Genomic DNA, 21,166 nt, shown 5'->3' with positions numbered 1-21,166 from the left:
TCCGATCATGACCCTTTCCGTGACAGCCCCCTCCGACGGCATTCACCAGACGGCCGATACCTGGCGACGCCAGACGTCGCTGCGCCGGTTCTATACCGTGCTCGGCGTCGGCCTCCTGCTTGCCGCGATGCTTTCCAGCATGTGGTTCGCCGACGAAGCCAATGCCGGGCATTTCTTCGACCGGCTGCCGCACATACTGGATTTCCTGAGCTGGCTGGTCCCGAAAGACTGGAACGACGTCTGGCGAGCGCTGTTCGACATCGCCTCGCCGCATGATACCGGCACCCAGGAATTCAACTTCCCGCTTGGCCGCATCTATATCTGGGGCGGTTTCTACGTCCCCGAATATTTCGAGCTGATGCTGACCACGGTGAACGTGGCGCTGGTTTCGACCTTCATCGGCTTCATCTTCGCGGTGCCTTTTTCCTTCATCGCGGCGCGCAACCTGACGCCCCATCCGGCACTGAGGCTGGTGGTCAAGCGTTTCATGGAATTGCTGCGTGCCTTTCCGGAAATCGTCATCGCCGGCCTCTTCGCGGCAATCGTCTCGACCGGTCCGATCGCCGCCATAATCGCCATCGGCCTGCATTCGATCGGCGCACTCGGCAAGCTGTTCTACGAGATCAACGAGAACATCGACATGCGCGCCGAGGAAGGCCTGACGGCGGTCGGCGCCAACTGGTTCGAGCGGGTGCGCTTCGCCGACCTTCCGCAGGTGTTGCCCAATTTCGTGTCCTATACGCTGCTGCGGGTCGAGATCAACGTGCGGGCCTCGACCATCATCGGCGCCGTCGGCGGCGGCGGCATCGGCGAAGAGCTGAAGCTGTCCATCTCGCGCGGCTTCGGCGCCAAGACGCTGGCGCTGGTGTTGCTGCTGTTCACGACCATCTTCATCATCGATCAGTTTTCCGCCTGGCTTCGCCGCAAGCTGGTCGGCGAACAAGCCTTTATGATGGGGGCATAGATCATGGCAACCATGACCGCCGAGGAGATGCTGTCGATCGAGGCGCGCCACCCGCAGGTTTTCCGGCGCCCCGCATACAAGCGCTTCGGTCCGCTGCTCCTGTTCGTTGGCACTCTCCTCTATCTGGTCTATGCCTTGTGGTTCTTCAGCCTGCCGCAGGTATTGCGTGAATCGCATTGGGAGCGACTGCCACTCTTCCTGACGCAGTGGATCAGCTACGATCTGCAGCCGGAATTCCGTCTCGACCAGCCGGAGATCATGCCCAAATATCCGCGTTTCTCCGCACTGGGCGACAATCCCAATCCGGATTGGGTAATCAAGAATGCCGACGGGTCCTTCACCGTGCGGATCGACGGCCAGGCCAAATCCGTCACCTTCGACAAGACCTATGCGACGATTGTCGCCAATGGACAGACAGTGCCGGTGGCGCTGACCAGCGGCAAGCCGGTGGTCTCGGGTCCGGTGCCCGACTGGATGACGGTTCACGATGACGAGGTGGTCGCCAAGATGGGCTTTGTCGGCGAGGTGCGCGTCACCGTCGACCGGGTCAAGGTGCGCAAGCGCTTCCTCGGCTGGGCGAACTTCGTCTTCGACACACGCTCGCCTTTCTTCGGCAAATCAGTGGGGCAAGTGATTTCGCTGATCATATCGGGACCCGAGCTGAAACCAGGCACCTCGAACCTCGCGCTGGCCGGCGACAACATCTGGAACAACGCCCAATGGCAGCACGGCGACGTCTGGACGAAGCTCCTGCAGACCATCGTCATGGCTTTCCTCGGCACGCTGCTCGGCGGCATCGTCGCCTTCCCGCTTGCCTTCTTCGCGGCGCGCAACATTACGCCAAGCGGCGTGCTCAGCCAGGGGCTCAAGCGCTTCTTCGACTTCATGCGCTCGGTCGACATGCTGATCTGGGCGCTGTTCTTCACCCGCGCCTTCGGCCCCGGCCCGCTGGCCGGGAGTGCCGCGATCTTCTTCACCGAGATCGGCACGCTCGGCAAAGTCTATTCGGAAGGTCTGGAGAACATCGACGACAAGCCACGTGAAGGGGTGCTTTCGACCGGCGCCAACGGCCTTTTGGTGCAGCGCTACGGCGTTATGCCCGAAGTGATCCCGATCTTCATCAGTCAGACCCTCTACCAGTGGGAATCCAACACCAGGGGCGCCACCATCATCGGCGCGGTCGGCGCCGGCGGCATTGGCCTGAAACTGTGGGAAGCGATGCGCACCAACTCCAACTGGGCCAACGTCTTCTACATGGTTCTGCTGATCCTGCTCGTCGTCTTCATCTTCGACAACATATCCAACTTCCTGCGCCGCAGGTTGAGCCGGACGATCCACGACTACAATAGGATCCAGGCCCAGCAGGGATAACGATCTCGCCTCAGGGCATGTTGAGATTCGGGTCAGGCCGAGTCGAAAATGCAGGGTTACGAGAACCGGAGCGGAGCGTACTTTTTGGGTAGGTGAGCACCGGAAGCGCAGGAACCCTGCATTTGCAGACCGGCCTCACCCGAATATCGACGTGCCCTAAGCCTAAGCCGCCTTCTTCCACCCGTCCCTGATATGCTTGTATCCCTCGCGATAGACCGCTTCCGGCGTCTCGGAAAAATCGCGCCACACTTTCGTCGCCGCCGCCAGATCCTTCAGCGAGCGCCCGAACGCCTCGATGGTCAGCCAGTCGTCATAGCCGCTCTTGCGGATCGCCGCGAAAGTCTCTTTCCAGGGAATGTTGCCGCGCCCCGGCACGCCGCGATCGTTCTCCGATATGTGGATATGCACGACATTCCTGCGGTGCTTCGTATAAGCGCCGATCGGGTCGGCCTCCTCGATATTGGCGTGGAACGTGTCGTACATCGCCTTGATGTGCGGCCGGTCGATGACGTCGACATGCTCCGACAGGTCGGCCATGGTGTTGAGAAGATAGCATTCGAAGCGGTTCAGCGCCTCGAGCCCGATGGTGACGTTGCGCTTGCCGGCATGGTCACCAATGGCGCGCTGCGAGGCGACGGAGCGTTTTTTCTCGGCGGCTGTCGGCCCGGCTCCGGAAAAGGCGCCCAGCGTCGAATGCAGCGGTCCGCTCAGCGTGCGGGCGCCAAGCGCATCGGCGCAATCGATGGCCCATTTCATGTAATCCACACCAGCCTTGCGCGTTGCCGCATCGGCCGAGATCAGGTTCATCGCCGGATCGCCCATGGCTGAAACAGCGGTCCGCTCCAGCCCGATGCGGTCGAGCAATTCGCCCAGTTTCCTGTAGTTGTCCGGCGTACCGACGAAGATCGGTATCTCGACACCGTCAAAGCCGGTTGCCTTGATGTCGCGAAGCAATGGCTCGTGCTTCTTCGACACCGCCGTCGTCCACAAGAACATGCACATGCCGATTTTCATCGACGCCCTCCCCATTTTAAGGCCGGCTGGTTGTTCCCCCCAACTTCGCGCCAAGCCCCCCTCATCCGGCCGCTACGCGGCCACCTTCTCCCCCGGGAGGGAGAAGAGAAAATTAGCGTCGGCACCGGCACCCTCCTCTCCCCTCGGGGAGAGGCCGGATTGCCCGGAATTGCCCTTCGCAATTCGGTTGGCGATCCGGGTGAGGGGGAATTCCGCGCTCGCCAGGCACCCTTACAGCTTCGTCCACGCCCCGTTCTTCTTCGACGACTTCACACAGGCTTCGATGAAGGCCATGCCCTCGACGCCGTCCTGAATGGTCGGGAAGACGACATCCTTTGCCGGCTTGCCACCTTTGCGGCGCGCCGCGCGGATGGCGCGTGCGGCCTCCTGGTAGATGTTGGCGAAGCCCTCGAGATAGCCCTCGGGGTGGCCTGACGGAACGCGGCTGACGCGGCCTGCCACCGGCAACGCGCCGGCGCCGTTACGGGTGATCAACTGTTTCGGCTGGCCGAACGGCGTGTACCAGAGATAGTTGGGATCGGCCTGCACCCACTCCAGCCCGCCCTTCGAACCGTAGATGCGCAGCTTCAAGCCGTTCTCATGACCGGGCGCCACCTGGCTCGCCCAGATCATGCCCTTGGCCGGATGCGTTTTTCCCGCCGGTTTGAAACGCAGCATGACGTTGACGTTGTCGTCGAGCAGCCTCCCCGGCACGAAGGCATCGAGATCGGCCGACAGGGAGTCGAGCTCAAGCCCGGAGACGAAGCGGGCGAGGTTGTAGGCATGCGTGCCGATGTCGCCGAGCGCGCCGCCGGCCCCCGCCTGCTTGGGATCGCCGCGCCACGACGCCTGCTTCTGGCCGGTGGCGGCGAGGTCCTCGGTCAGCCAGTCCTGCGGATATTCCGACTGCACGATGCGGATGTCGCCAAGCACGCCCTTGGCCACCATTTCGCGCGCCTGCCGCACCATCGGATAGGCGGTGTAATTGTGGGTGAGCACGAACACCTTGCCGGTCTTTTCGACTATCGCCGCAAGCTTTTTCGCCTCGGCCAGCGTGGTTGCCAGCGGCTTGTCGCAGATCACGTGAATGCCTGCTTCGAGGAAAGCCCTGGCCGCCGGCACATGGACGTTGTTGGGAGTGACGATGGCCACCGCCTCGATGCCGTCCGGGCGCTTCGCCTCGGCCTTGGCCATTTCCGCGTAGGACGCATAGCTGCGCGAGGGATCGAGCCCGAGTTCAGCGGCCGAGGCCTTGGCGCGTGCCGGATCGGACGACAGGGCGCCCGCGACGAGCAGGAAATCATTGTCCAGTCGCGCCGCGATCCGGTGCACCGCGCCGATGAAGGCGCCTTGCCCGCCGCCGACCATGCCGTAGCGGATCGGGCCGCCTCCCGTTTCCGACTTCGATGCGCCAACCATATTTTTCTCCCTCGTATGAAATACCCTCCCCAAAGGGAGCGAAAGCCGCGTCAAATTCCCATCATGGCGCGCAGCAGCTTCTTGTCCGTGGTGCCCGCGGCGAAATCGTCGAATGCCTTCTCGGTCACCCGGATGATGTGGTGCTGGATAAAGGGTGCCCCTTCGGCCGCACCGTCCTCAGGATGCTTCAGGCAGCATTCCCATTCCAGAACCGCCCAGGAATCGTAATTGTACTGCGTCAGCTTGGAGAAGATGCCGCCGAAATCCACTTGCCCGTCGCCCAGCGAACGGAAACGGCCGGCACGGTTGGTCCAACTCTGGTAACCGGAGTACACGCCCTGCCGGCCGGTCGGGTTGAACTCGGCGTCCTTGACGTGAAACGCCTTGATACGCTCGTGATAGATGTCGATGAATTCGAGATAGTCGAGCTGCTGCAGCAGGAAGTGCGATGGGTCGTAATTGATGTTGCAGCGCTTGTGGCCGCCGACGGCGTCGAGGAACATCTCGAAGGTGGCCCCATCGAACACGTCCTCTGAAGGATGGATTTCGTAGCCGACATCGACACCATTGTCCTCATAGGCGTCGAGGATCGGCTTCCAGCGTTTGCCGAGTTCGCCGAAGGCTTCCTCGATCAGACCTGCGGGCCGCTGCGGGAAGGGATAGAGGTAAGGGAAAGCCAGCGAGCCGGTGAACGACACCGAGGCATTCAGCCCGAGATTGCGCGATGCCTTGGCACCGAACTTCATCTGTTCGACGGCCCATTCCTGCCGCGCCTTCGGGTTGTTGTGCACCGATGGCGGCGCGAAACCATCCATCTGCGCGTCATAGGCCGGATGCACCGCTACCAATTGCCCCTGCAGATGCGTCGACAGTTCGGTGATCTCGACCCCGGCGTCAGTGCAGATGCCCTTCACCTCATCGCAATAGGCCTTGGAAGACGCCGCCTTCTTGAGGTCGAACAGGCGCGCGTCCCAGGTCGGGATCTGCACGCCCTTGTAGCCGAGACCGGCGGCCCATTTGGTGATCGACGCCAGCGAATTGAACGGCGCGGCGTCGCCCGCGAACTGCGCCAGAAACAGTCCAGGGCCCTTCATTGTCGTCGGCATCGGCATCCTCCTCATTTTGTCGCGACCAAGCATAGCGCCGATTGGAAGCAGGGCCAGCCATTTTGGTCTTTTCGAACCAGGCGCCTTACAGGCACGGCCATTCTGGTATTACCAAATGGGGGATTTTGGTCAAGCCCGACAATGTCACGGCGAAGCCCTCCGCATATCCAAAATATCGGCACATAACGCAATACAATCAATGTTATAATTCACACAGGAAGTAGCGTCTCCACGCTTCTTGCCGTTCCAGGGAATTTGCTGTAGACCTCGCTTCAGGCCCAATTGGTCGAACCAGTTTGCGGGAAAAGGCTGGGGATGCCTTGGGGAGGAACCCTTGCGTCGTCTTCCGGCGATGCATGTCGCAGGCAAACCATACGGACGAATCTGGGAAGGACAGACCATGCATCTTTCGACGCACAACTGGATGCGTGCGGAACCCCTTGAGACGACGCTCAGGCGCATCAAGAAATTCGGCTATGAGTCGATCGAGATTTCCGGCGAGCCCGCGCAGTACAAGACCAACGAGACGCGGGCGCTGCTGAAGGAGCATGGCATCCGCTGCTGGGGCGCGGTGACCCTGATGTTGGGCGAACGCAACCTCGCCGCCAGGAACCAGGGCCAGCGCGAGCGCTCCGTGCAATACGTCAAGGACGTGCTGACGATGGTCAGCGAACTCGACGGCGAGATCATCACGCTGGTTCCGGCAACCGTCGGCAAGGTGGTGCCGGACGGCACCGAGGAAGAGGAGTGGAAGTGGGTCGTCGACGCGACCCGCGAATGCTTCACCCACGCCAAGAAGGTCGGCGTCAAGATTGCCGTCGAACCGCTGAACCGCTTCGAGACCTATCTGTTCAACCGCGGCGCACAGGCACTGGCGCTGGCAGATGCGGTGAGCCCCGAATGCGGCGTCTGCCTCGACGCCTACCACCTCCACATGGAGGAATTTAACGTCCATGACGCCATCCGGCAGGTCGGAAAGCGCCTGTTCGACTTCCATGTCGCCGACAACAACCGCTTCGCCGCCGGCCTCGGCCAGATCGACTGGCCCAGGATCGTCGCGACCTTGAAGGAAGTCGGCTATGACGGCGCGCTGACCAACGAGTTCGTCGCCCCGGTCGACCGCACGCCGGCGGCACCCTATCCCGACATGGTTGAGCGCCACCCGGTCGATATCTCGCCCGAGCAGCTGAAGTTCATCCAGGATCACGGCTCCAGCGTACTGACCGAGAAATTCTACACCGACCAGATGCGCATCACCGCCGAAACGCTGTTGCCGCTGATCAAGTAGTCGACCGCCTCTGGGAATTTGCCCTTCCGCCTTGGCCGGCGGCAGGGCTGGGGAAAAATATGCGCATCAAGACAGTCCAGGCCTGGTGGGTCCGCGTCCCGATCGAAGCCGCGAAGCAGCATCGCAGCGACTTCGGCCAGGTGACGACCTTCGACGCGGCCATCCTGCGCATCGAAACCGATGACGGGCTGGTCGGCTGGGGCGAAGGCAAGAATGCGGCCGGCAGTGCCGGCAGCTATGGCGCCCTCGTCCATATGCTGAACCAAGAAGTCGGGCCGCAATTGATCGGCCGCGATCCGGCCGATATCGGCGTCATCTGGGAAATGCTCTACAACGGCGTGCGCCACCAGAGTGCCGCCCACGCAGGCCACGCCATGCCGCAGCTGGCGCGGCGCGGCATGAGCGTCGCCGCCATCAGCGCCGTCGACATCGCGCTCTGGGACATCCTGGGCAAGTCGCTGGGCCAGCCGGTCTGGCGGCTTCTCGGTGGCCGTAAGGTCGATCGCATGCAGGCCTATGCCTCCGGTGGCTGGGCGTCGGCCGATGCCATCGGCGAGCAATTGAAATCTTATATCGCCAGGGGCGGCTTCAAGGCGCTGAAGATGCGGGTGGGCGCCATGGATGGCGCCGCGCATATTTCCGCGGCTCGCGTGCGCGCGGCACGCCAGGCGCTCGGCCCCGATGTCGATCTGATGGTCGATGCCCACGGAACCTATACCGTGGCGGAAGCCAAGCGCTTCATCCACCTCGTCGGCGATCTCGACCTCGCCTGGTTCGAGGAGCCCGTGATCGCCGACGACAAGCCGGGCATGGCCGAAGTGCGCGCCGCCGGCGCCGTTCCGATCGCCACCGGCGAAAGCGAGGCGACGCGCTATGCCTTTCGCGACCTCGCCGTGCTCAAGGCCGCCGACATCTTCCAGCCGGATCCGGCCTTTTGCGGCGGCATCAGCGAGGCAATGAAGATCGGCACCATCGCCAGCGCCTTCAATTTGCGCTTTGCGCCGCATCTATGGGCCGGCGCGCCCTGCTTCTTCGCCGGACTGCATGTCTGTGCCGCATCGCCTTCGAGTTTCACGGTCGAATATTCGCTCGGCGCCAACCCGATGATCCACGATCTGGTCGATGAGACTGTCGAAGCGAAGGACGGTATGATAGCGATCCCGGAAAAGCCCGGATTGGGATTCACCATTTCGGAGCGATTCCTGGAGGCGCACGCGCAACGCAATTGACGATGAAAGAAAACAACCTTCTCGCGGAACTCGCCGCCTATCTGTTCTCCCACTCGGACAAGGAGAGCGGCCGCACGCCTTCCGAACGCGAGTTGGCTGAGCATTTTGGCGTCAGCCGCGGGCAGATCCGCGAAGCGCTTGCCATCCTCGAAGCCATGCGCATCGTCGAGCGCCGCGCCAAATCAGGCATCTACATCGACACCAAACAGGCGAGCGTGGAGGCGCTGGCGCTGTTCGCACGCGCCGGCCTGCCGCTCGATCCCCTGCAGATTTATGAAACGGTCGAGTTGCGCAAGATCCATGAGATCAAGGCCGCGGAGCTTGCCTGCTCGCGCGCCACCGAGGAAAATTTCGAACGGCTGCGCGAAATCCTGAAGGCCTCCGAGGAGCGCATCGCCGCTGGCGAAGGCTTGGCCAAGGAGGACCGCGAATTCCACCTCGAAATCGTGCGCGCCACCAAGAACAGCGTCTTCCACAACATCTGCAGCGTCTACTATCTGATGGGCGAGCAGCGCCTGCCGATCTACTTCAACGATCCCGAACGCAGCGTGCGCTCGCATGCCGAGCACGTGCAGATCTACGAGGCGCTGCTGCGCCGCGACGGCAATCTCGCCCAGGCGCTGATGAGCGCCCATCTGCAAGGCGCCGAAAGCTACTGGAAGGGCCTGATCGAGGGCGGCATGGCGGCTTCGCCGGCAGGCGCGGCGCTCGAAAAGGCCTGACCGTGACCCAGACCGTGCCGAAGATCCTGTCGACCCATCCGCTGCACCCGCGCGCCTCGGCCAAGCTCGCCGGCGCCGGTCAGCTGGTGATCGCTTCGGCGCTGGACGCCGGCACATTGGCCAGGGAGGCCAAGGATGCCGACATCGTCATCGTGCGGGCGCCGCTGCCGCCGGCGCTGTTCGAGGGCGCCTGGAAGCTGAGGGCCGCAATTCGCCATGGCGCGGGGCTCGACATGATCCCGATGGAAGCAGCCGCGGCGGCCGGCGTGCTGGTGGCTAACGTGCCGGCGGTCAATGCCCGCTCGGTCGCCGAACACGTCATGTTCACCGCGCTTGCGCTGCTGCGGCAATTCCGCAGGGTCGACCGCGACCTGCGCGCCAAGGGCTGGCTTGCCGGCCGCGAGCATGCCAACTCCAACATCGAACTCGCCGGCAAGACCATCGGCATCGTCGGCCTCGGCGCAGTCGGGCAAGGCGTCGGGCATATCGCCGCGCACGGCTTCGACCTCAAGGTTGTGGCAACGACGCGCAGCATGCAGCCGGCGCCGGAAAAAGTCGGCTTCCTGTCGATCGACGCGCTGGTCGAGCAGAGCGACATCATCGTGCTCTGCTGCCCGCTGACGCCGGAGACGCGCGGCCTGATCAGCCGCGAGCGCATCGCCCGCATGAAACCCAACGCACTGCTGATCAACGTGTCGCGTGGGCCGGTCGTCGACGACGACGCGCTGATCGAGGCCTTGCGGGAGCGCCGCATTGGCGGCGCCGCGCTCGACGTTTTCTCGACACAGCCGCTACCGGCAAATCATCCCTATTTCGGCTTCGACAATGTCATCATCACCCCGCATATGGCAGGGATTACCGAGGAATCGATGATGCGCATGGGCGTCGGCGCGGCCGGCGAGACCCTGCTGGTGCTGGCCGGCAAGCTGCCTGTCAATCTGCGCAATCCCGAAGTGGTCGATCATTACCGGCGGCGGTTTCCGGCCGACACGTGAAATATACCGCGGTTTCGCTTCAATTGTTGGTGACGCTGAAAGTCATGTTGTATCGTCGCTTGGCATCCTTGGTTCTCGCCGCGTGTTCGACCGCGACCTTGCCTGGACTCGCTGCGGCAGAGGGCAGCGACTATGTCTACTGCAGCAATGGAATCGTCTGCTTCAGAGACCCTTGTCCCTCGGGTAACGCGCTGGATCTGGCCACCGGCAAGGTCATCAAAGGCGTGGCGCTCAACACCACCAAATTGGCGCTGCAAGACAGGGCCGCAACCGACACTTCCGACAAACTCCACGCGGGACAGCTCGTCGTCAGAGGATCGATCCAGCATCGCGGTGAGCCGAACGAGCCGCCCATGCTGGTCGTTACGCGTATCGAACGCGCCTCTGGCAAAGCCGAGCGCAGGCGCTGCGCGGCGCACTGATTGCCGTGGGCACGCTGCTCGTCACAGCAGCCTCTCCACTTCAGCCGCTATCCGCAGCAGACGATGGTCGTGGCCGTTGCGCGCGACCAGCATCAGGCCAGCCGGCAGCGCCGTGCCCGGCATTGGCAGCGAGATCGCGCAGAGGTCGAACTGGTTGGCGACCTGCGTGTTGCGCAGCAGCAGTCCTTCGGTGCGGTCGCGCAGCTCGGCGTCCTCGGCCATGGAGGCGATGGTCGGGGCGGTCACCGGTATGGCCGGCAGAGCCAGGAGATCGACCGACGCCAGCCGCTCGTCCATGGCAGCGACCAGTGCGGCGCGCCGGCGCAGCGCCCTGATATAGACGGGCGCCGGCAGCAGCGCCGCCCGCGACAAGGGTCCACTCACATGCGGGTCGACCGGCGCCGGCGCGCCTGCCGCCAGCCAGTCGGCATGCACCTCGGCGCCTTCCATGGCGGCGATCGAACCGCGCTTGGTGGCCGCACGAAACTCCGCGATCATGTCGTCGATCGATAGATCCGCAATGTGCGCGCCGGCCTGTTCGATCCTGCCAAGACAATGCTCGAAGGCCGCGGCAACCCCGCCTTCTATGTCGCCGAAAAGAACGCCGCGCGGAATGCCAATGCGAAGCCCGGCGAGTGGAATGGCGGCCAATTCGTTCGACGCCTCGCCGGCCATCACCGCGTCGGCGGCTGCGCATTGCGAGACGGTTCGGGCGAGCGGCCCGATAGAGTCCAACGTGCCCGAAAGCGGAAAGGCGCCGGTCAGCGGCACGCGCCGTGCTGTCGGCTTGAAGCCGACGACACCATTGAGCGCCGCCGGAATGCGGATCGAACCACCGGTGTCGGACCCGATCGAGATGTCGCTCGTCCCCTCGCCGACAGACACGCCGGCGCCCGAGGACGAACCGCCTGGAATGCGCCCTGGGTCGACGGGATTGCCGGGCGTTCCGTAATGCATGTTGTCGCCGATCGCGGTGAAGGCGAATTCGGTCATGTTGGTCTTGCCGATGATGACCGCACCGGCTTGCCGAAGCCGGCCGACGATGGCCGCATCGCGCTGAGCCGGCGCGGCGGTCTTGCGCATCAGCGAGCCCGCCGTGGTCGCTTCGCCGGCGACATCGAACAGATCCTTGATCGAGACAATGGTGCCGTCGAGCGGCCCAAGCGTCACGCCGGCTCGTTTGCGGGCATCGCTGGCGTCAGCCGCGGCCCGTGCGGCTTCGGCATAAAGCTTCGTGTAGACCTTCTCGTCGGCTGCACGATTGGCAAGACGTGACAGGATGTTTTCGAGACGGTCGCGGATTGATTGCATGTCGATGTCGGACTCCGCCAGGATAGAACGTCCTTCGGGCAAGCAGCCGCCAGGTCTGCCGAAGGAATAACCCGGCCAGCGTGCCTTTGCACCGGCCAGCGACAGGAAGATACTGATGCTGTACAAGGGCAGCTGCCATTGCGGCAAGGTTGCGTTCGAAATCGAGGGCGAGCTCGAGGGCGTCGTTCGCTGCAATTGCTCGATCTGCGCCCGCAAGGGTGCGCTGCTGTGGGCCGTGCCACATGACAAGCTCACACTCGTCGCCTGGGGCGATGACCTTGGCCGCTACACATTCGGCGAAGCGAAAATAGCACACCGCTTCTGCCGAACCTGCGGCATCCATCCCTTTGCCGAAGACACCAGCGAAAGCGGCGAACGCAGCGCCTACGTCAACATCAACTGCTTGACCGGTCTCGACCCGTCCACCTTGTCGATCTTCGACTTCGATGGGCGCTCGGCCTGAAGCAGTTCAGCTCTACCGGTAGCCTGTTGCATCGGCTGGTTTGCCGGCATCCTGAACCTCCGGAACATAGCGCCAGGCATCGGGTCGCGAGCCGTCCAAATCGGTGAAACCATAGACCTGCGCCAGCCCGCCGCTGGACAGCGACTGGCCGTTCCAGCGCGAGCGATCCGAATCCGTGGCCAAAGCGGCAACGGCGCGGCCGACGAAGCGCGGCGTTTCGGAGATGACGAAATGGGGCACTTTCGCCGTGGCGTCGCGCCAGTTTTCTTCGGCGACGCCATAGATCTCCAGCATCATTTCCGAACGCATCCAGCCCGGCGTCAGCGACACCGACGTGGCGCCGTGTTTTGCAAGGTCCTTGGCGTGAGCCCAGGCCATGCGGTTCACCGCCACCTTGGCAAGGTCGTAGAAAGGCGACAGGCGATAATGCCGGGCATTGTATTCGGCGGTGCCGTCGGTGATCTCGACAAGCAGCCCGCCCGGCCGCTCGATCATCAACGGCAAGGCATGGTGCGCGGTGATCAGATGCGTGTCGATGGCCAGGCGCAGCATGCGCAGGCCGTTCTCCAGATTATGCTCCCAGACCGGCTTGTCCCATTCGAACAGCTTTTCGCCGCCCCAGATATCGTTGACCAGTATGTCGAGGCGACCCTGCTCGTCACGGATGCGCTCGACCAACCTGCGTACTTCATCGGCGATGAGATGATCGACCTTCGCGGCGATGCCCGTGCCGCCGTTCACGGTGACCAGTTCAGCCGTCTCCTCGATGGTCTCTGGCCGGGCATACTCGGATTGCTGGCCGCGCGTGCTCCGCCCGTGACATAGACGGTGGCGCCGGCGGCGCCGAGTTCGACCGCTATGCCGCGCCCGGCGCCCCGTGTGCCGCCGGCAACCAGGGCAACTTTCCCTTGCAACGTCATTGAACTCTCCCAAAACAGCACCATCGATCAAATCCGAGCTGGCAAACGCCGCTCGCAACATATATAAATGATCATTCGGTTATATTGGAATGTCAAGATGACCCGCCCCAAAACCCGATCCGACGAACAGGTGCTGGAAGCAGCCTTGCGATTGATCCACGAGCACGGGCCGGAGGCGCTTACCTTCGAGCGTCTGGCAAAAGCCTGCGGCCTGTCCGGCGCAACCCTGGTGCAGCGCTTCAAGAACAAGGCGCGGTTGAAGCAGCGCACCTTGCTGCATGCCTGGGATGATCTCGACGACAAGACCAGAACGCTGGCCACCGGCGTTGCTAGAACCCCGGCCGGTGCCATCGAATTGCTGGTGGCGCTGTCGCAGGGCTATGGCGGCATCGAGTCCTATGCCGAGGGCCTGCTCGTCTTGCGCGAGGATCTGCGCGATCCTGTGCTCAGGGCGCGCGGCGCTACCTGGAAGGCATTCCTGTGCGCTGCTCTTGCGGCCTGCTTCGCTGAAATCGACGACCCGCCACCAGACGTCGGCCTGCTGATGGCGTCGCACTGGCAAGGTTCGTTGCTATGGTGGAGCTTTGATCCGACCATCGAAGTGGCCGTCTATGTCGAGGACAGTCTCAACCGCTTCGTCGCCGCCATCACAACGGCAACGGCCCGAAAACCGTAGTGGTTCTCGGGCCGTTGCCAATGGTAGCTGTTGGGAGAGACTATTCGGCCTGCCTCGGGCCGCGCAGGAACACCACGATGGCAGCCAGCAGCGTGGCGACGCCGCAATAGGCAAAGGCACTGGCGACGCCGGCATGGTCGACCAGCAGGCCGCCAAAGACGGCGCCCAGCGCAATCGCCACCTGGAAGGTTGCAACCATCAGACCGCCGGCGCTCTCGGCCTGGTCGGGTGCTGCCCGTACCAGCCAGCTCTGCAGCCCGACCGGCACCGCGCCGAAGGCAAAGCCCCAGGCCGCGACGGCAGTGGCGGCGATCGCGGGCGACGCGCCAAGGATCAGCATCGAGGCGGCCGCCAATGCAATCAGCAGAGGCGCCAGCGCGATGGCGGCCTTGAGGTTGCGTTCGGCGAGGATGCCGCCGGCGATGTTGCCGAAGAAACCGCCTATGCCGTAGGCCAGCAGCACCAGCGAGATCGTCTCGATGTTGAGCACCGGCACCTTCTCGAGGAAGGGACGGACATAGGTGAAACCGGCAAAGTGCCCGGACGCGACCAGCAGCACGACCAGCAGGGCAACCCTGATCGACGGCCGCTCCAGCACTTCGAGCAAGGTGCGGAAGCTCGCGACGCCCACCGGCGGCAGTTTCGGAATGGTCGCCAGTTGCACCAGCAGTGCCAGCGCCCCGACGATGGTCGCGATCATGAATGCCGTGCGCCATCCCCAGATGTCGCCGACATAGGCGCCGACCGGAGCCGCGGTGACGGTGGCAAGCGACACGCCGGTCAGGATGATCGACATCGCCCGCGGCATCAGCCGCATCGGCACCAGCCGCAACGCCATGGCCGCCGACATGGCCCAGAAGCCGCCAAGGGCCACGCCGAGCACGACGCGGGCCAGCAGGAGCATGGGCAGCGACGAGGCAAAGGTGGCGAGAAGGTTGGACAGGATAAGGAACGCCGTCAGCATCCACATCACCAGCCTGCGGTCCATGCGCCTTGTGATGATGGCCATGGTGGGAGCGGCGATGGCGCCCACGATCGCGGTCGCCGTCACCGCTTGCCCGGCAACGCCTTCGCTTACGCCGAGATCGCGCGCCATCGGCGTCAGCAGACTGGCGGGCAGGAATTCGGCGGTGACCAGACCGAAAACGCCGAGGGCGAGCGAGACCACGGCACCCCACGCCGGTTCGGTTCGTTCATCGGATTCGGCGGGGTCGAGAAGTGCGGCGTCAATGGCGCCTGTCGCGGGTTCGGCCATGGTCAGTCTCCGATCTGTTTGCGGCGCCACATAGAAAACAACCGGGCTCTGGCTCCACCCGTTACATGCTTGCCGTCGTGGCTTGGCTATGCGGCCGGTCTTCGATTTGTTTGCAGCGCAGCATTTGGCTGCACCGCAACATGGGAGTGACGAGTTGGAGTTTCCATGCTAGAAACGCCGGAATGAATTACAATTCGTCCAAAATGGCGCAGCCGACTTCCGGTGATCCGCTGACCGACATGCTGCGTGGATTACGGCTCGACGGCGTCGACTACGGCCGCTGCGTGTTGGGCGAGCCCTGGGCCGTTTCCTTTCCCGCACAGAAGGCGGCTCGGTTTCATTTCATCGGCCAGCAGGGCTGCTGGCTGTTCTCACCGGCCAAGGAGTGGATCGAACTATCCGTGGGCGACGCGCTTTTGATCCCGCGCGGCGACGCGCATGTCCTGGCCAGCGCGCCCGGCGTGCCCCCGGTGCCGATCGGCCGCTACACGATCGAACCGGTGTGCGAAAACATCTACGACGTCTCCAACGAGTGTGGCGGCCCCAAGACCTTGCTGTTTTGCGGCAGCATGCATTTCAATCTCGACGGCTCGCACCCGCTGCTCGACATGATGCCCAACCTGATGCAGGCGCATAAGCTGATGGCGAACGCACCGGGCATTCAGCATCTGCTCGACGCGATGGCCGGCGAAGTGACGATGGACCGGGTCGGCTCCGGCGGAATCCTTGCCCGCCTTGCCGATGTGCTCGCCGCCACGATCATCCGCTCCTGGGTCGAGAACGGCTGTGGCGATGCCACCGGCTGGATCGCGGCCGTCCGCAATCCCGACATCGGCAAGGTGCTGGCGACCATCCACCTGCAGCCGGATCGCGATTGGAGCGTCGAGGCGCTGGCGCGGATGATGGGAGCCTCGCGCTCCGCCTTTGCCAAGCGCTTCGCCACGGTGGTCGGAGAGACGCCGGCCAAATATGTGCTGCGCGTGCGCATGCACCAGGCCAGGCAATGGTTGGCCCGGGATGGCATGAGGGTGTCGGTGGCGGCGGCGAGACTGGGCTATGATTCGGAAGCATCCTTCAGCCGCGCCTTCAAGCGGGTGATGGGCGTGGCGCCGAGCCATCTGCGCCACATTGGTGCCGGCGAAGAGCCGTCCTGACGTCAGGCAGCCAAATCACGCCAATCCCTCCCGGCTGGAGGAATTGCCAGGTCTTTTGGACGCGGCGTCATTGCCGGCCGGCTTCCGGCGGATAGGCTGGCCCGTGGAGGAAATCCCATGGCCAATCATTTCGTACTGCTCGCGCTTGGTGTCCTGTCGGTCATTCCAGGACGCGCCTTTGCTCTCGAGGACAGCTATCTGCCGGCAGGCAAGATCCCTTACGTCGCCGAGGCGCTTGACCAGCCGCAGCGCCTGGGACCACTGTGGGGCGAAAGGGCCAAGGGGCCCGCCGGAACCTTGCTGAAAGTCCCAGGCAACTGGCGCGCCCCCGTGCACGCACACACCGCCGACTATCGCGCCGTGGTCATCCAGGGTCTATGGGCGCACTGGCAGATGCAAGGCGGCGAGGCGAGCAAGGTCGAACTGCCACCTGGATCCTACTGGACCCAGAAGGCCGATGAGATGCATGACGACGCCTGCCTCTCGCAGACGGAATGCGTGATCCTGTTGATCAACGACACGCCTTACGAGACCTACCTGCCGAAATAGCCGCGCCTTATGACGCGTGCCGCAAGCTGACTCCACTGCCCTTGTCGAACAGCACCACCTTGTCGGGGTTCCAGGCAAAGCGCACCGGTTGCTCGATCGCGACATCGGTCCTGGCCGGCACCGTGGCGCGCAGGGTTGTATCGCCGACCCGCAGCGTCAGGATCTTTTCCACGCCATGGTTCTCGACGTCGTGGACGCGCGCCTCGACCGGTGCGCCGCTTTCCAGATACACATCCTCCGGACGGATGCCGAAGACGAGCGGGCGACCCTCGGTCGCCCCACTCGCCTTGGCTCCCCCTGCAAACGGCAGTTCAAAATTCAATGGCGCCATCACCGCGCGGCCGTTCACCAGCCTGCCGTCGATGAGGTTCATCGGCGGCGAGCCGACGAAGCTCGCCACGTAGGTGTCGCGCGGGTTGTTGTAGATCTCGTGAGGCGTGCCGGTCTGGATGATGCGGCCATGGTTGAGCACGCCGACTTTGTCACCCATCGACATCGCCTCGATCTGGTCGTGGGTAACGAACAGGAAAGTGGCGCCGAGCTGTATCTGCAGGTTCTTCAACTCGGTGCGCAGCGCCTCGCGCAATTTGGCGTCGAGCGCCGACAGCGGCTCGTCCATCAGGAACACGCGCGGCTTGCGCACGATGGCGCGGCCGATGGAGACGCGCTGCATTTCGCCGCCGGACAGCCGGTCGGTCTTGCGGTCGAGCAGGTGCTCAATCCGTAGCGTGCGGGCGGCGCGGTCGACGCGGTCCTTGATCTCGGCGTCAGGCAACCTGCGGATCTTCGGCTTCAGCGGAAATTCGAGGTTTTCGCGCACCGTGTAGCGCGGGTAGAGCGAATATTGCTGCAGCACCAGCGCCACGTCGCGCTCGGCCGCGCCCCAGTCGGCAACGTCGACCCCATCGATGAAGACCTGCCCCGCGCTCGGCTTCTCCAGCCCGGCGATCAGCCGCAGCGTGGTCGTCTTGCCGGCGCCCGTTTCGCCGAGCAGGACGAAGAATTCGCCATCGGCGATGTCGAGGTCGAGCCCGGTCAAGGCCGTGTGGTTACCGAACGTCTTGGAGATGTTCTTGAGCTGGATATGGGCCATCAGAGCCTCACCTCAAGCGACTTGCCGCTTGCCTTGTCGAAGAAATGCGCCTGCGTCGGATCGATCCTGGCAAAGACCTTTTCGCCGGGACCTGAAATGAAGCCGCTCTTGGTGCGGGCGCGCAGCATATTGGAGCCGACCTTGAGGTCGACGATGTCGAAGGAGCCGAGCGGTTCGACGATCTGCGTCTCGACCGCCATGAAGCCGTCGGCCGCATCACGGCGAATGAGCACCCCTTCGGGCCGGATGCCGAGCGCCAACGCGTCGCCGGCATGACCGTTGAGCTTCGACAGCAACGTGTTCGGAAACTCGAAGCCGCTGGCCGCGTCGCCTAGGGTCACCGATGCGGCCGAGGCTTTCTCGGTCACGGCCGCGTCGGCGACATTCATCACCGGGCTGCCGACGAACTGGGCCACGAACAGATTGGCCGGCTGCGAATAGACCTCGTCGGGCGTTCCCACCTGCTGCAACACGCCCTCATGCATGATGACGATGCGGTCGGCGAGGCTCATCGCCTCGATCTGGTCGTGCGTGACGTAGATGGTGGTCGAGCCCTGCTTGATGTGCAGCCGCTTGATCTCGGCCCGCATCTCTTCGCGCAGCTTGGCGTCGAGCGCGCCGATCGGCTCATCCATCAGCATCGCCTTCGGCCGCCGCACCAGCGCCCGGCCGATCGCCACCCGCTGCATGTCGCCGCCTGAAAGCGCCGACGGTTTTTTGGCCAACAGGTCTGAAATTTGCAGCGTCTTGGCGACCGAGCGTACTTCCTGGTCGATCTCTGTTTTGCTCTTGCGCGTGGCGCGCAAGGGAAAGGCGATGTTCTCGTAGACGCTCATATGAGGGTAGAGTGAAAACGACTGGAAGACCATGGCGATATCGCGGTCGGCCGCCTTCAAATGCTGGACCGGCTTGCCGTCGATGAGGATGTCGCCCTCGCCGATGGTTTCCAGTCCGGCGATGGCGCGCAACGTCGTCGTTTTGCCGCAGCCGGACTGTCCAAGCAGCACGATGAACTCATTGTCCGCGATCTTGAGGTTGAGGTCCTTGATGACCTGGACGGCACCGAAGAATTTCTGGACGCCGCGAAGCTCTATCTGGGTCAATGCTGTGCTCCCGGATTTCGCGTATCCGCGCCATGGCCGGTGCCGGCCTCTTCCTCTGGCGCTATCTTCGAGGTGATGTTGAAACCGATCAGCCCGATCAGGATGATGGTCAGGCCGTAGCTGTGCAGCAGCATGTTCCACGGCTGGCAGAGTGCGACGATGCCGAGCACCATCAGCACTTGGCTACCGGGCTCCAGATATTTCTGATTGATGGCGCGAAAGCTCATTTGCGGATCGCTCCGAAGGACATGCCGCGCAGCAGATGATTGCGAAGCAGGAAGGTGAAGATGGCGACCGGCAGCAGGAACAGGAAGGTTCCGGCGGCAATCACCGTCCAGTCCGGCAGGCCGGAGCCGACCTGGCTGGGAATGAACGGCGGCGCCGTCTGGGCGCGGCGGTTGGTCATGATCAGCGCGAAGGCATATTCGTTCCACGCGGTGATGAAGCAGAACACGGCTGTGGCGGCGATGCCGGTGGCGGCCTCCGGCAGCACGATCTTGAAGAAGGCTTCCATGCGTGTGTAGCCGTCGACGAGTGCCGCCTCCTCATACTCCTTCGGGATTTCGTCCATGAAACCCTTCATCAGCCACACCGAGAAGGACAGGTTGAAGGCAGTGTAGAGGATGATCAGGCCGATATGGGAATCGTTGAGGCCGACCGCGCGGTACATCAGGAACATCGGGATCGCCACCACCACCGGTGGCAGCATGCGTGTCGACAGGATGAAGAAGAGCAGGTCCGCCTCTCCTTTCACCTTGAAGCGAGAGAAGCCATAGGCGGTGAACGTGCCCATACCGACAGCCAGCACCGTCGAAGTGATGGCGATGATCAGCGAGTTCAGGAAGCGGCTCGGATAGCCCGACCACTGCACCTGGCCCTTGCCGTCGCGCACGATCTTTTCACCGCCGTCGAACACGACGCGCTCCCACCATGGGGCGGCCGCGTACTCTTCCGGCGAAGGCGGACTGCGCAATTGGGAGCGCTTGGTGAACAGCTTCACGAAGGGCGATATCTCCGGCTGGAAGACGACGGTCGGCGGAATGGTGGTGGCAAGATTGCGCGGCTTGAACGCGGTCGAGGCGATCCAGTAGATCGGCGCCAGGAAGATGATGGTCACCAGCAGCACGGCGACGATGGCGACGCGGTTGAAGGTGATTTCGGAAGAAGTGCGGACGGCCGCCATCTCAGCGCTCCTTCACCTTGTTGAGATATTTGACGTAGATGTTGGTGATCGCCAGCACCATGATCAGCACGATGTAGGCCATCGCGCAGGAGCGCCCGGTCTGCCATTCCTGGAACGCCATCTTGTAGAGCCGGATCGAGATCAGCTCGGCCGTCGGCTGGCTGGTCAGGATGTAGGCGAGGTCGAAGGTCTTGAACGCTTCCATGGTGCGGAAAATGACCGCGATCATCAGGATCGGCGCGACCAGCGGCAGGGTGATGCGGAAGAAGGTGTAGAACGGCCCGGCGCGGTCGATCGCGGCGGCCTCATAGAGATGCTTCGGCACCGCTGACAGGCCGGCCAGCGACAGCAGCATGACGAAGGGCGACCACATCCAGATGTCGGTCAACGCAACGGCGTAGAGCGCCATCTTGGGATCGGCCAGCCACTCGAAATTGCCGAGCCCGAGCGCATAATTGATGACACCCCATGATGGGTCGTAAAGCAGTTTCCAGAACAGCCCGACGACCGCCATCGACAGCATCATCGGCAGCAGCAGCAGCGTGGTGATAAGACCCTTGAGCGGGATATCCCGGTTGAGCAGCATCGCCACGCCGAAGCCGACAAGCAACTGTCCGACGACCGAGACAATCACGTATTTCGCCGTGATGGCGAAGTTCGACCAGACGTAGGGATCGTTGAGCAGGTCGCGATAGTTCTGCAGCCCGACGAAATTCGCCGGCGCATTGGTCGACGCGCGAAAATCGGTGAAGGAATAGCCGAGCGAGTAAATCAGCGGAAAAATGTTGAAGACGATCAGGAACAGAACCGTCGGAATGATGAAGAGATTGCGGATGGAGATATCGCTCAGGCCGCGCGCCGCGGCGCGCGAGGATCTGTCGAGGGTGGTGATCATCGTGGTCGCCAAGACCCTGCTCCCGGTTCAAGAA

21 protein-coding genes and 1 pseudogene are annotated in these 21,166 nt (G+C 63.3%); 11 read left to right on the top strand and 11 right to left on the bottom strand.

Translation table 11 applies throughout. From position 1 onward, the window contains the following. The first annotated feature begins 7 nt into the window (after positions 1 to 7). Positions 8 to 964: a phosphonate ABC transporter, permease protein PhnE gene (phnE, locus tag EN850_RS05930; RefSeq protein ID WP_136090825.1), complete on the top strand. Its 957-nt coding sequence runs from the start codon at positions 8 to 10 to the stop codon at positions 962 to 964. Between the two features lie 3 nt (positions 965 to 967). Further along, the gene (gene phnE, locus EN850_RS05925; RefSeq protein ID WP_136090824.1) at positions 968 to 2,335 is read left to right on the top strand and encodes a phosphonate ABC transporter, permease protein PhnE; all 1,368 of its coding nucleotides are present in this window, start codon (positions 968 to 970) and stop codon (positions 2,333 to 2,335) included. Positions 2,336 to 2,497: 162 nt separating this feature from the next. On the opposite strand, the gene EN850_RS05920 is transcribed toward phnE (EN850_RS05925), so the two are convergent. The 3 genes from EN850_RS05920 to EN850_RS05910 all read right to left on the bottom strand — a co-directional run bounded on the left by EN850_RS05920 (position 2,498) and on the right by EN850_RS05910 (position 5,874). Continuing rightward, positions 2,498 to 3,349 (bottom strand): sugar phosphate isomerase/epimerase, encoded by an 852-nt coding sequence (locus EN850_RS05920; protein ID WP_136090823.1) that lies wholly within the window; start codon positions 3,347 to 3,349, stop codon positions 2,498 to 2,500. Positions 3,350 to 3,580: 231 nt separating this feature from the next. Continuing rightward, complete coding sequence (locus EN850_RS05915; RefSeq protein ID WP_136090822.1) at positions 3,581 to 4,768, bottom strand: Gfo/Idh/MocA family oxidoreductase; 1,188 nt, start codon at positions 4,766 to 4,768, stop codon at positions 3,581 to 3,583. A gap of 50 nt (positions 4,769 to 4,818) precedes the next feature. Beyond that, entirely contained in the window at positions 4,819 to 5,874 is a 1,056-nt protein-coding gene (locus EN850_RS05910; protein WP_127277894.1) for a sugar phosphate isomerase/epimerase, read from the bottom strand. A 400-nt stretch (positions 5,875 to 6,274) separates the two neighbouring features. Between EN850_RS05910 and EN850_RS05905 the strand changes: the two genes are divergently transcribed. The 5 genes from EN850_RS05905 to EN850_RS05885 are packed head-to-tail and all read left to right on the top strand — an operon-like array spanning position 6,275 to position 10,530. Then, positions 6,275 to 7,162: a sugar phosphate isomerase/epimerase gene (locus tag EN850_RS05905; RefSeq protein ID WP_136090821.1), complete on the top strand. Its 888-nt coding sequence runs from the start codon at positions 6,275 to 6,277 to the stop codon at positions 7,160 to 7,162. 59 nt (positions 7,163 to 7,221) lie between these two features. Beyond that, positions 7,222 to 8,391, top strand: a complete 1,170-nt coding sequence (locus EN850_RS05900; protein ID WP_135881447.1) for a mandelate racemase/muconate lactonizing enzyme family protein — start codon at positions 7,222 to 7,224, stop codon at positions 8,389 to 8,391. 2 nt (positions 8,392 to 8,393) lie between these two features. Further along, positions 8,394 to 9,113: a FadR/GntR family transcriptional regulator gene (locus tag EN850_RS05895; RefSeq protein ID WP_127281234.1), complete on the top strand. Its 720-nt coding sequence runs from the start codon at positions 8,394 to 8,396 to the stop codon at positions 9,111 to 9,113. A gap of 14 nt (positions 9,114 to 9,127) precedes the next feature. Beyond that, positions 9,128 to 10,108 carry a hydroxyacid dehydrogenase gene (locus EN850_RS05890; protein WP_136090997.1) on the top strand — a complete coding sequence of 327 codons (981 nt, stop codon included), beginning with the start codon at positions 9,128 to 9,130 and terminating at the stop codon, positions 10,106 to 10,108. Next, positions 10,105 to 10,530, top strand: a complete 426-nt coding sequence (locus EN850_RS05885; RefSeq protein WP_246689151.1) for a hypothetical protein — start codon at positions 10,105 to 10,107, stop codon at positions 10,528 to 10,530. Before EN850_RS05890 ends, EN850_RS05885 begins: the two co-directional genes overlap by 4 nt. Positions 10,531 to 10,551: 21 nt before the next feature. On the opposite strand, the gene EN850_RS05880 is transcribed toward EN850_RS05885, so the two are convergent. After that, positions 10,552 to 11,841, bottom strand: a complete 1,290-nt coding sequence (locus EN850_RS05880) for an amidase (protein ID WP_136090995.1) — start codon at positions 11,839 to 11,841, stop codon at positions 10,552 to 10,554. Positions 11,842 to 11,956: 115 nt separating this feature from the next. Between EN850_RS05880 and EN850_RS05875 the strand changes: the two genes are divergently transcribed. Then, the gene (locus EN850_RS05875) at positions 11,957 to 12,304 is read left to right on the top strand and encodes a GFA family protein (protein WP_136090820.1); all 348 of its coding nucleotides are present in this window, start codon (positions 11,957 to 11,959) and stop codon (positions 12,302 to 12,304) included. Between the two features lie 12 nt (positions 12,305 to 12,316). Here EN850_RS05875 and EN850_RS05870 read toward each other — a convergent pair. Further along, positions 12,317 to 13,224, bottom strand: a pseudogene (locus EN850_RS05870) (SDR family oxidoreductase). A 97-nt stretch (positions 13,225 to 13,321) separates the two neighbouring features. On the opposite strand from EN850_RS05870, the gene EN850_RS05865 reads away from it, so the two are divergent. Next, a complete protein-coding gene (locus EN850_RS05865; protein WP_245520978.1) occupies positions 13,322 to 13,900 on the top strand; it encodes a TetR/AcrR family transcriptional regulator in 579 nt (192 codons plus the stop codon). 40 nt (positions 13,901 to 13,940) lie between these two features. On the opposite strand, the gene EN850_RS05860 is transcribed toward EN850_RS05865, so the two are convergent. Continuing rightward, entirely contained in the window at positions 13,941 to 15,155 is a 1,215-nt protein-coding gene (locus EN850_RS05860) for an MFS transporter (RefSeq protein WP_136090819.1), read from the bottom strand. Between the two features lie 182 nt (positions 15,156 to 15,337). Between EN850_RS05860 and EN850_RS05855 the strand changes: the two genes are divergently transcribed. Continuing rightward, complete coding sequence (locus tag EN850_RS05855; protein ID WP_127872318.1) at positions 15,338 to 16,309, top strand: AraC family transcriptional regulator; 972 nt, start codon at positions 15,338 to 15,340, stop codon at positions 16,307 to 16,309. 117 nt (positions 16,310 to 16,426) lie between these two features. Beyond that, a complete protein-coding gene (locus EN850_RS05850) occupies positions 16,427 to 16,858 on the top strand; it encodes a DUF4437 domain-containing protein (RefSeq protein WP_127279574.1) in 432 nt (143 codons plus the stop codon). Positions 16,859 to 16,865: 7 nt separating this feature from the next. Here EN850_RS05850 and EN850_RS05845 read toward each other — a convergent pair whose 3' ends face one another. From EN850_RS05845 to EN850_RS05825, 5 genes are read right to left on the bottom strand one after another with little or no spacing between them, the layout of a single operon-like run. Continuing rightward, positions 16,866 to 17,951, bottom strand: a complete 1,086-nt coding sequence (locus EN850_RS05845; protein ID WP_127872317.1) for an ABC transporter ATP-binding protein — start codon at positions 17,949 to 17,951, stop codon at positions 16,866 to 16,868. Then, a complete protein-coding gene (locus EN850_RS05840) occupies positions 17,951 to 19,054 on the bottom strand; it encodes an ABC transporter ATP-binding protein (RefSeq protein ID WP_136090818.1) in 1,104 nt (367 codons plus the stop codon). The genes EN850_RS05845 and EN850_RS05840 overlap by 1 nt, the downstream gene beginning before the upstream one ends. Then, complete coding sequence (locus EN850_RS05835) at positions 19,051 to 19,281, bottom strand: hypothetical protein (RefSeq protein WP_127279269.1); 231 nt, start codon at positions 19,279 to 19,281, stop codon at positions 19,051 to 19,053. The genes EN850_RS05840 and EN850_RS05835 overlap by 4 nt, the downstream gene beginning before the upstream one ends. Then, positions 19,278 to 20,237, bottom strand: coding sequence for a carbohydrate ABC transporter permease (locus tag EN850_RS05830; protein ID WP_127279270.1), 960 nt, complete (start codon positions 20,235 to 20,237; stop codon positions 19,278 to 19,280). Before EN850_RS05830 ends, EN850_RS05835 begins: the two co-directional genes overlap by 4 nt. 1 nt (position 20,238) lies before the next feature. Next, positions 20,239 to 21,144, bottom strand: coding sequence for a sugar ABC transporter permease (locus EN850_RS05825; RefSeq protein ID WP_015315632.1), 906 nt, complete (start codon positions 21,142 to 21,144; stop codon positions 20,239 to 20,241). Positions 21,145 to 21,166: the final 22 nt, after the last annotated feature.

Origin of the sequence: Mesorhizobium sp. M8A.F.Ca.ET.207.01.1.1, assembly GCF_004794715.1 — a bacterium.
Classification (GTDB): domain Bacteria; phylum Pseudomonadota; class Alphaproteobacteria; order Rhizobiales; family Rhizobiaceae; genus Mesorhizobium.
Note: the sequence above shows the minus strand (reverse complement) of the source record. Positions and strands in the feature narration are given on the sequence as shown.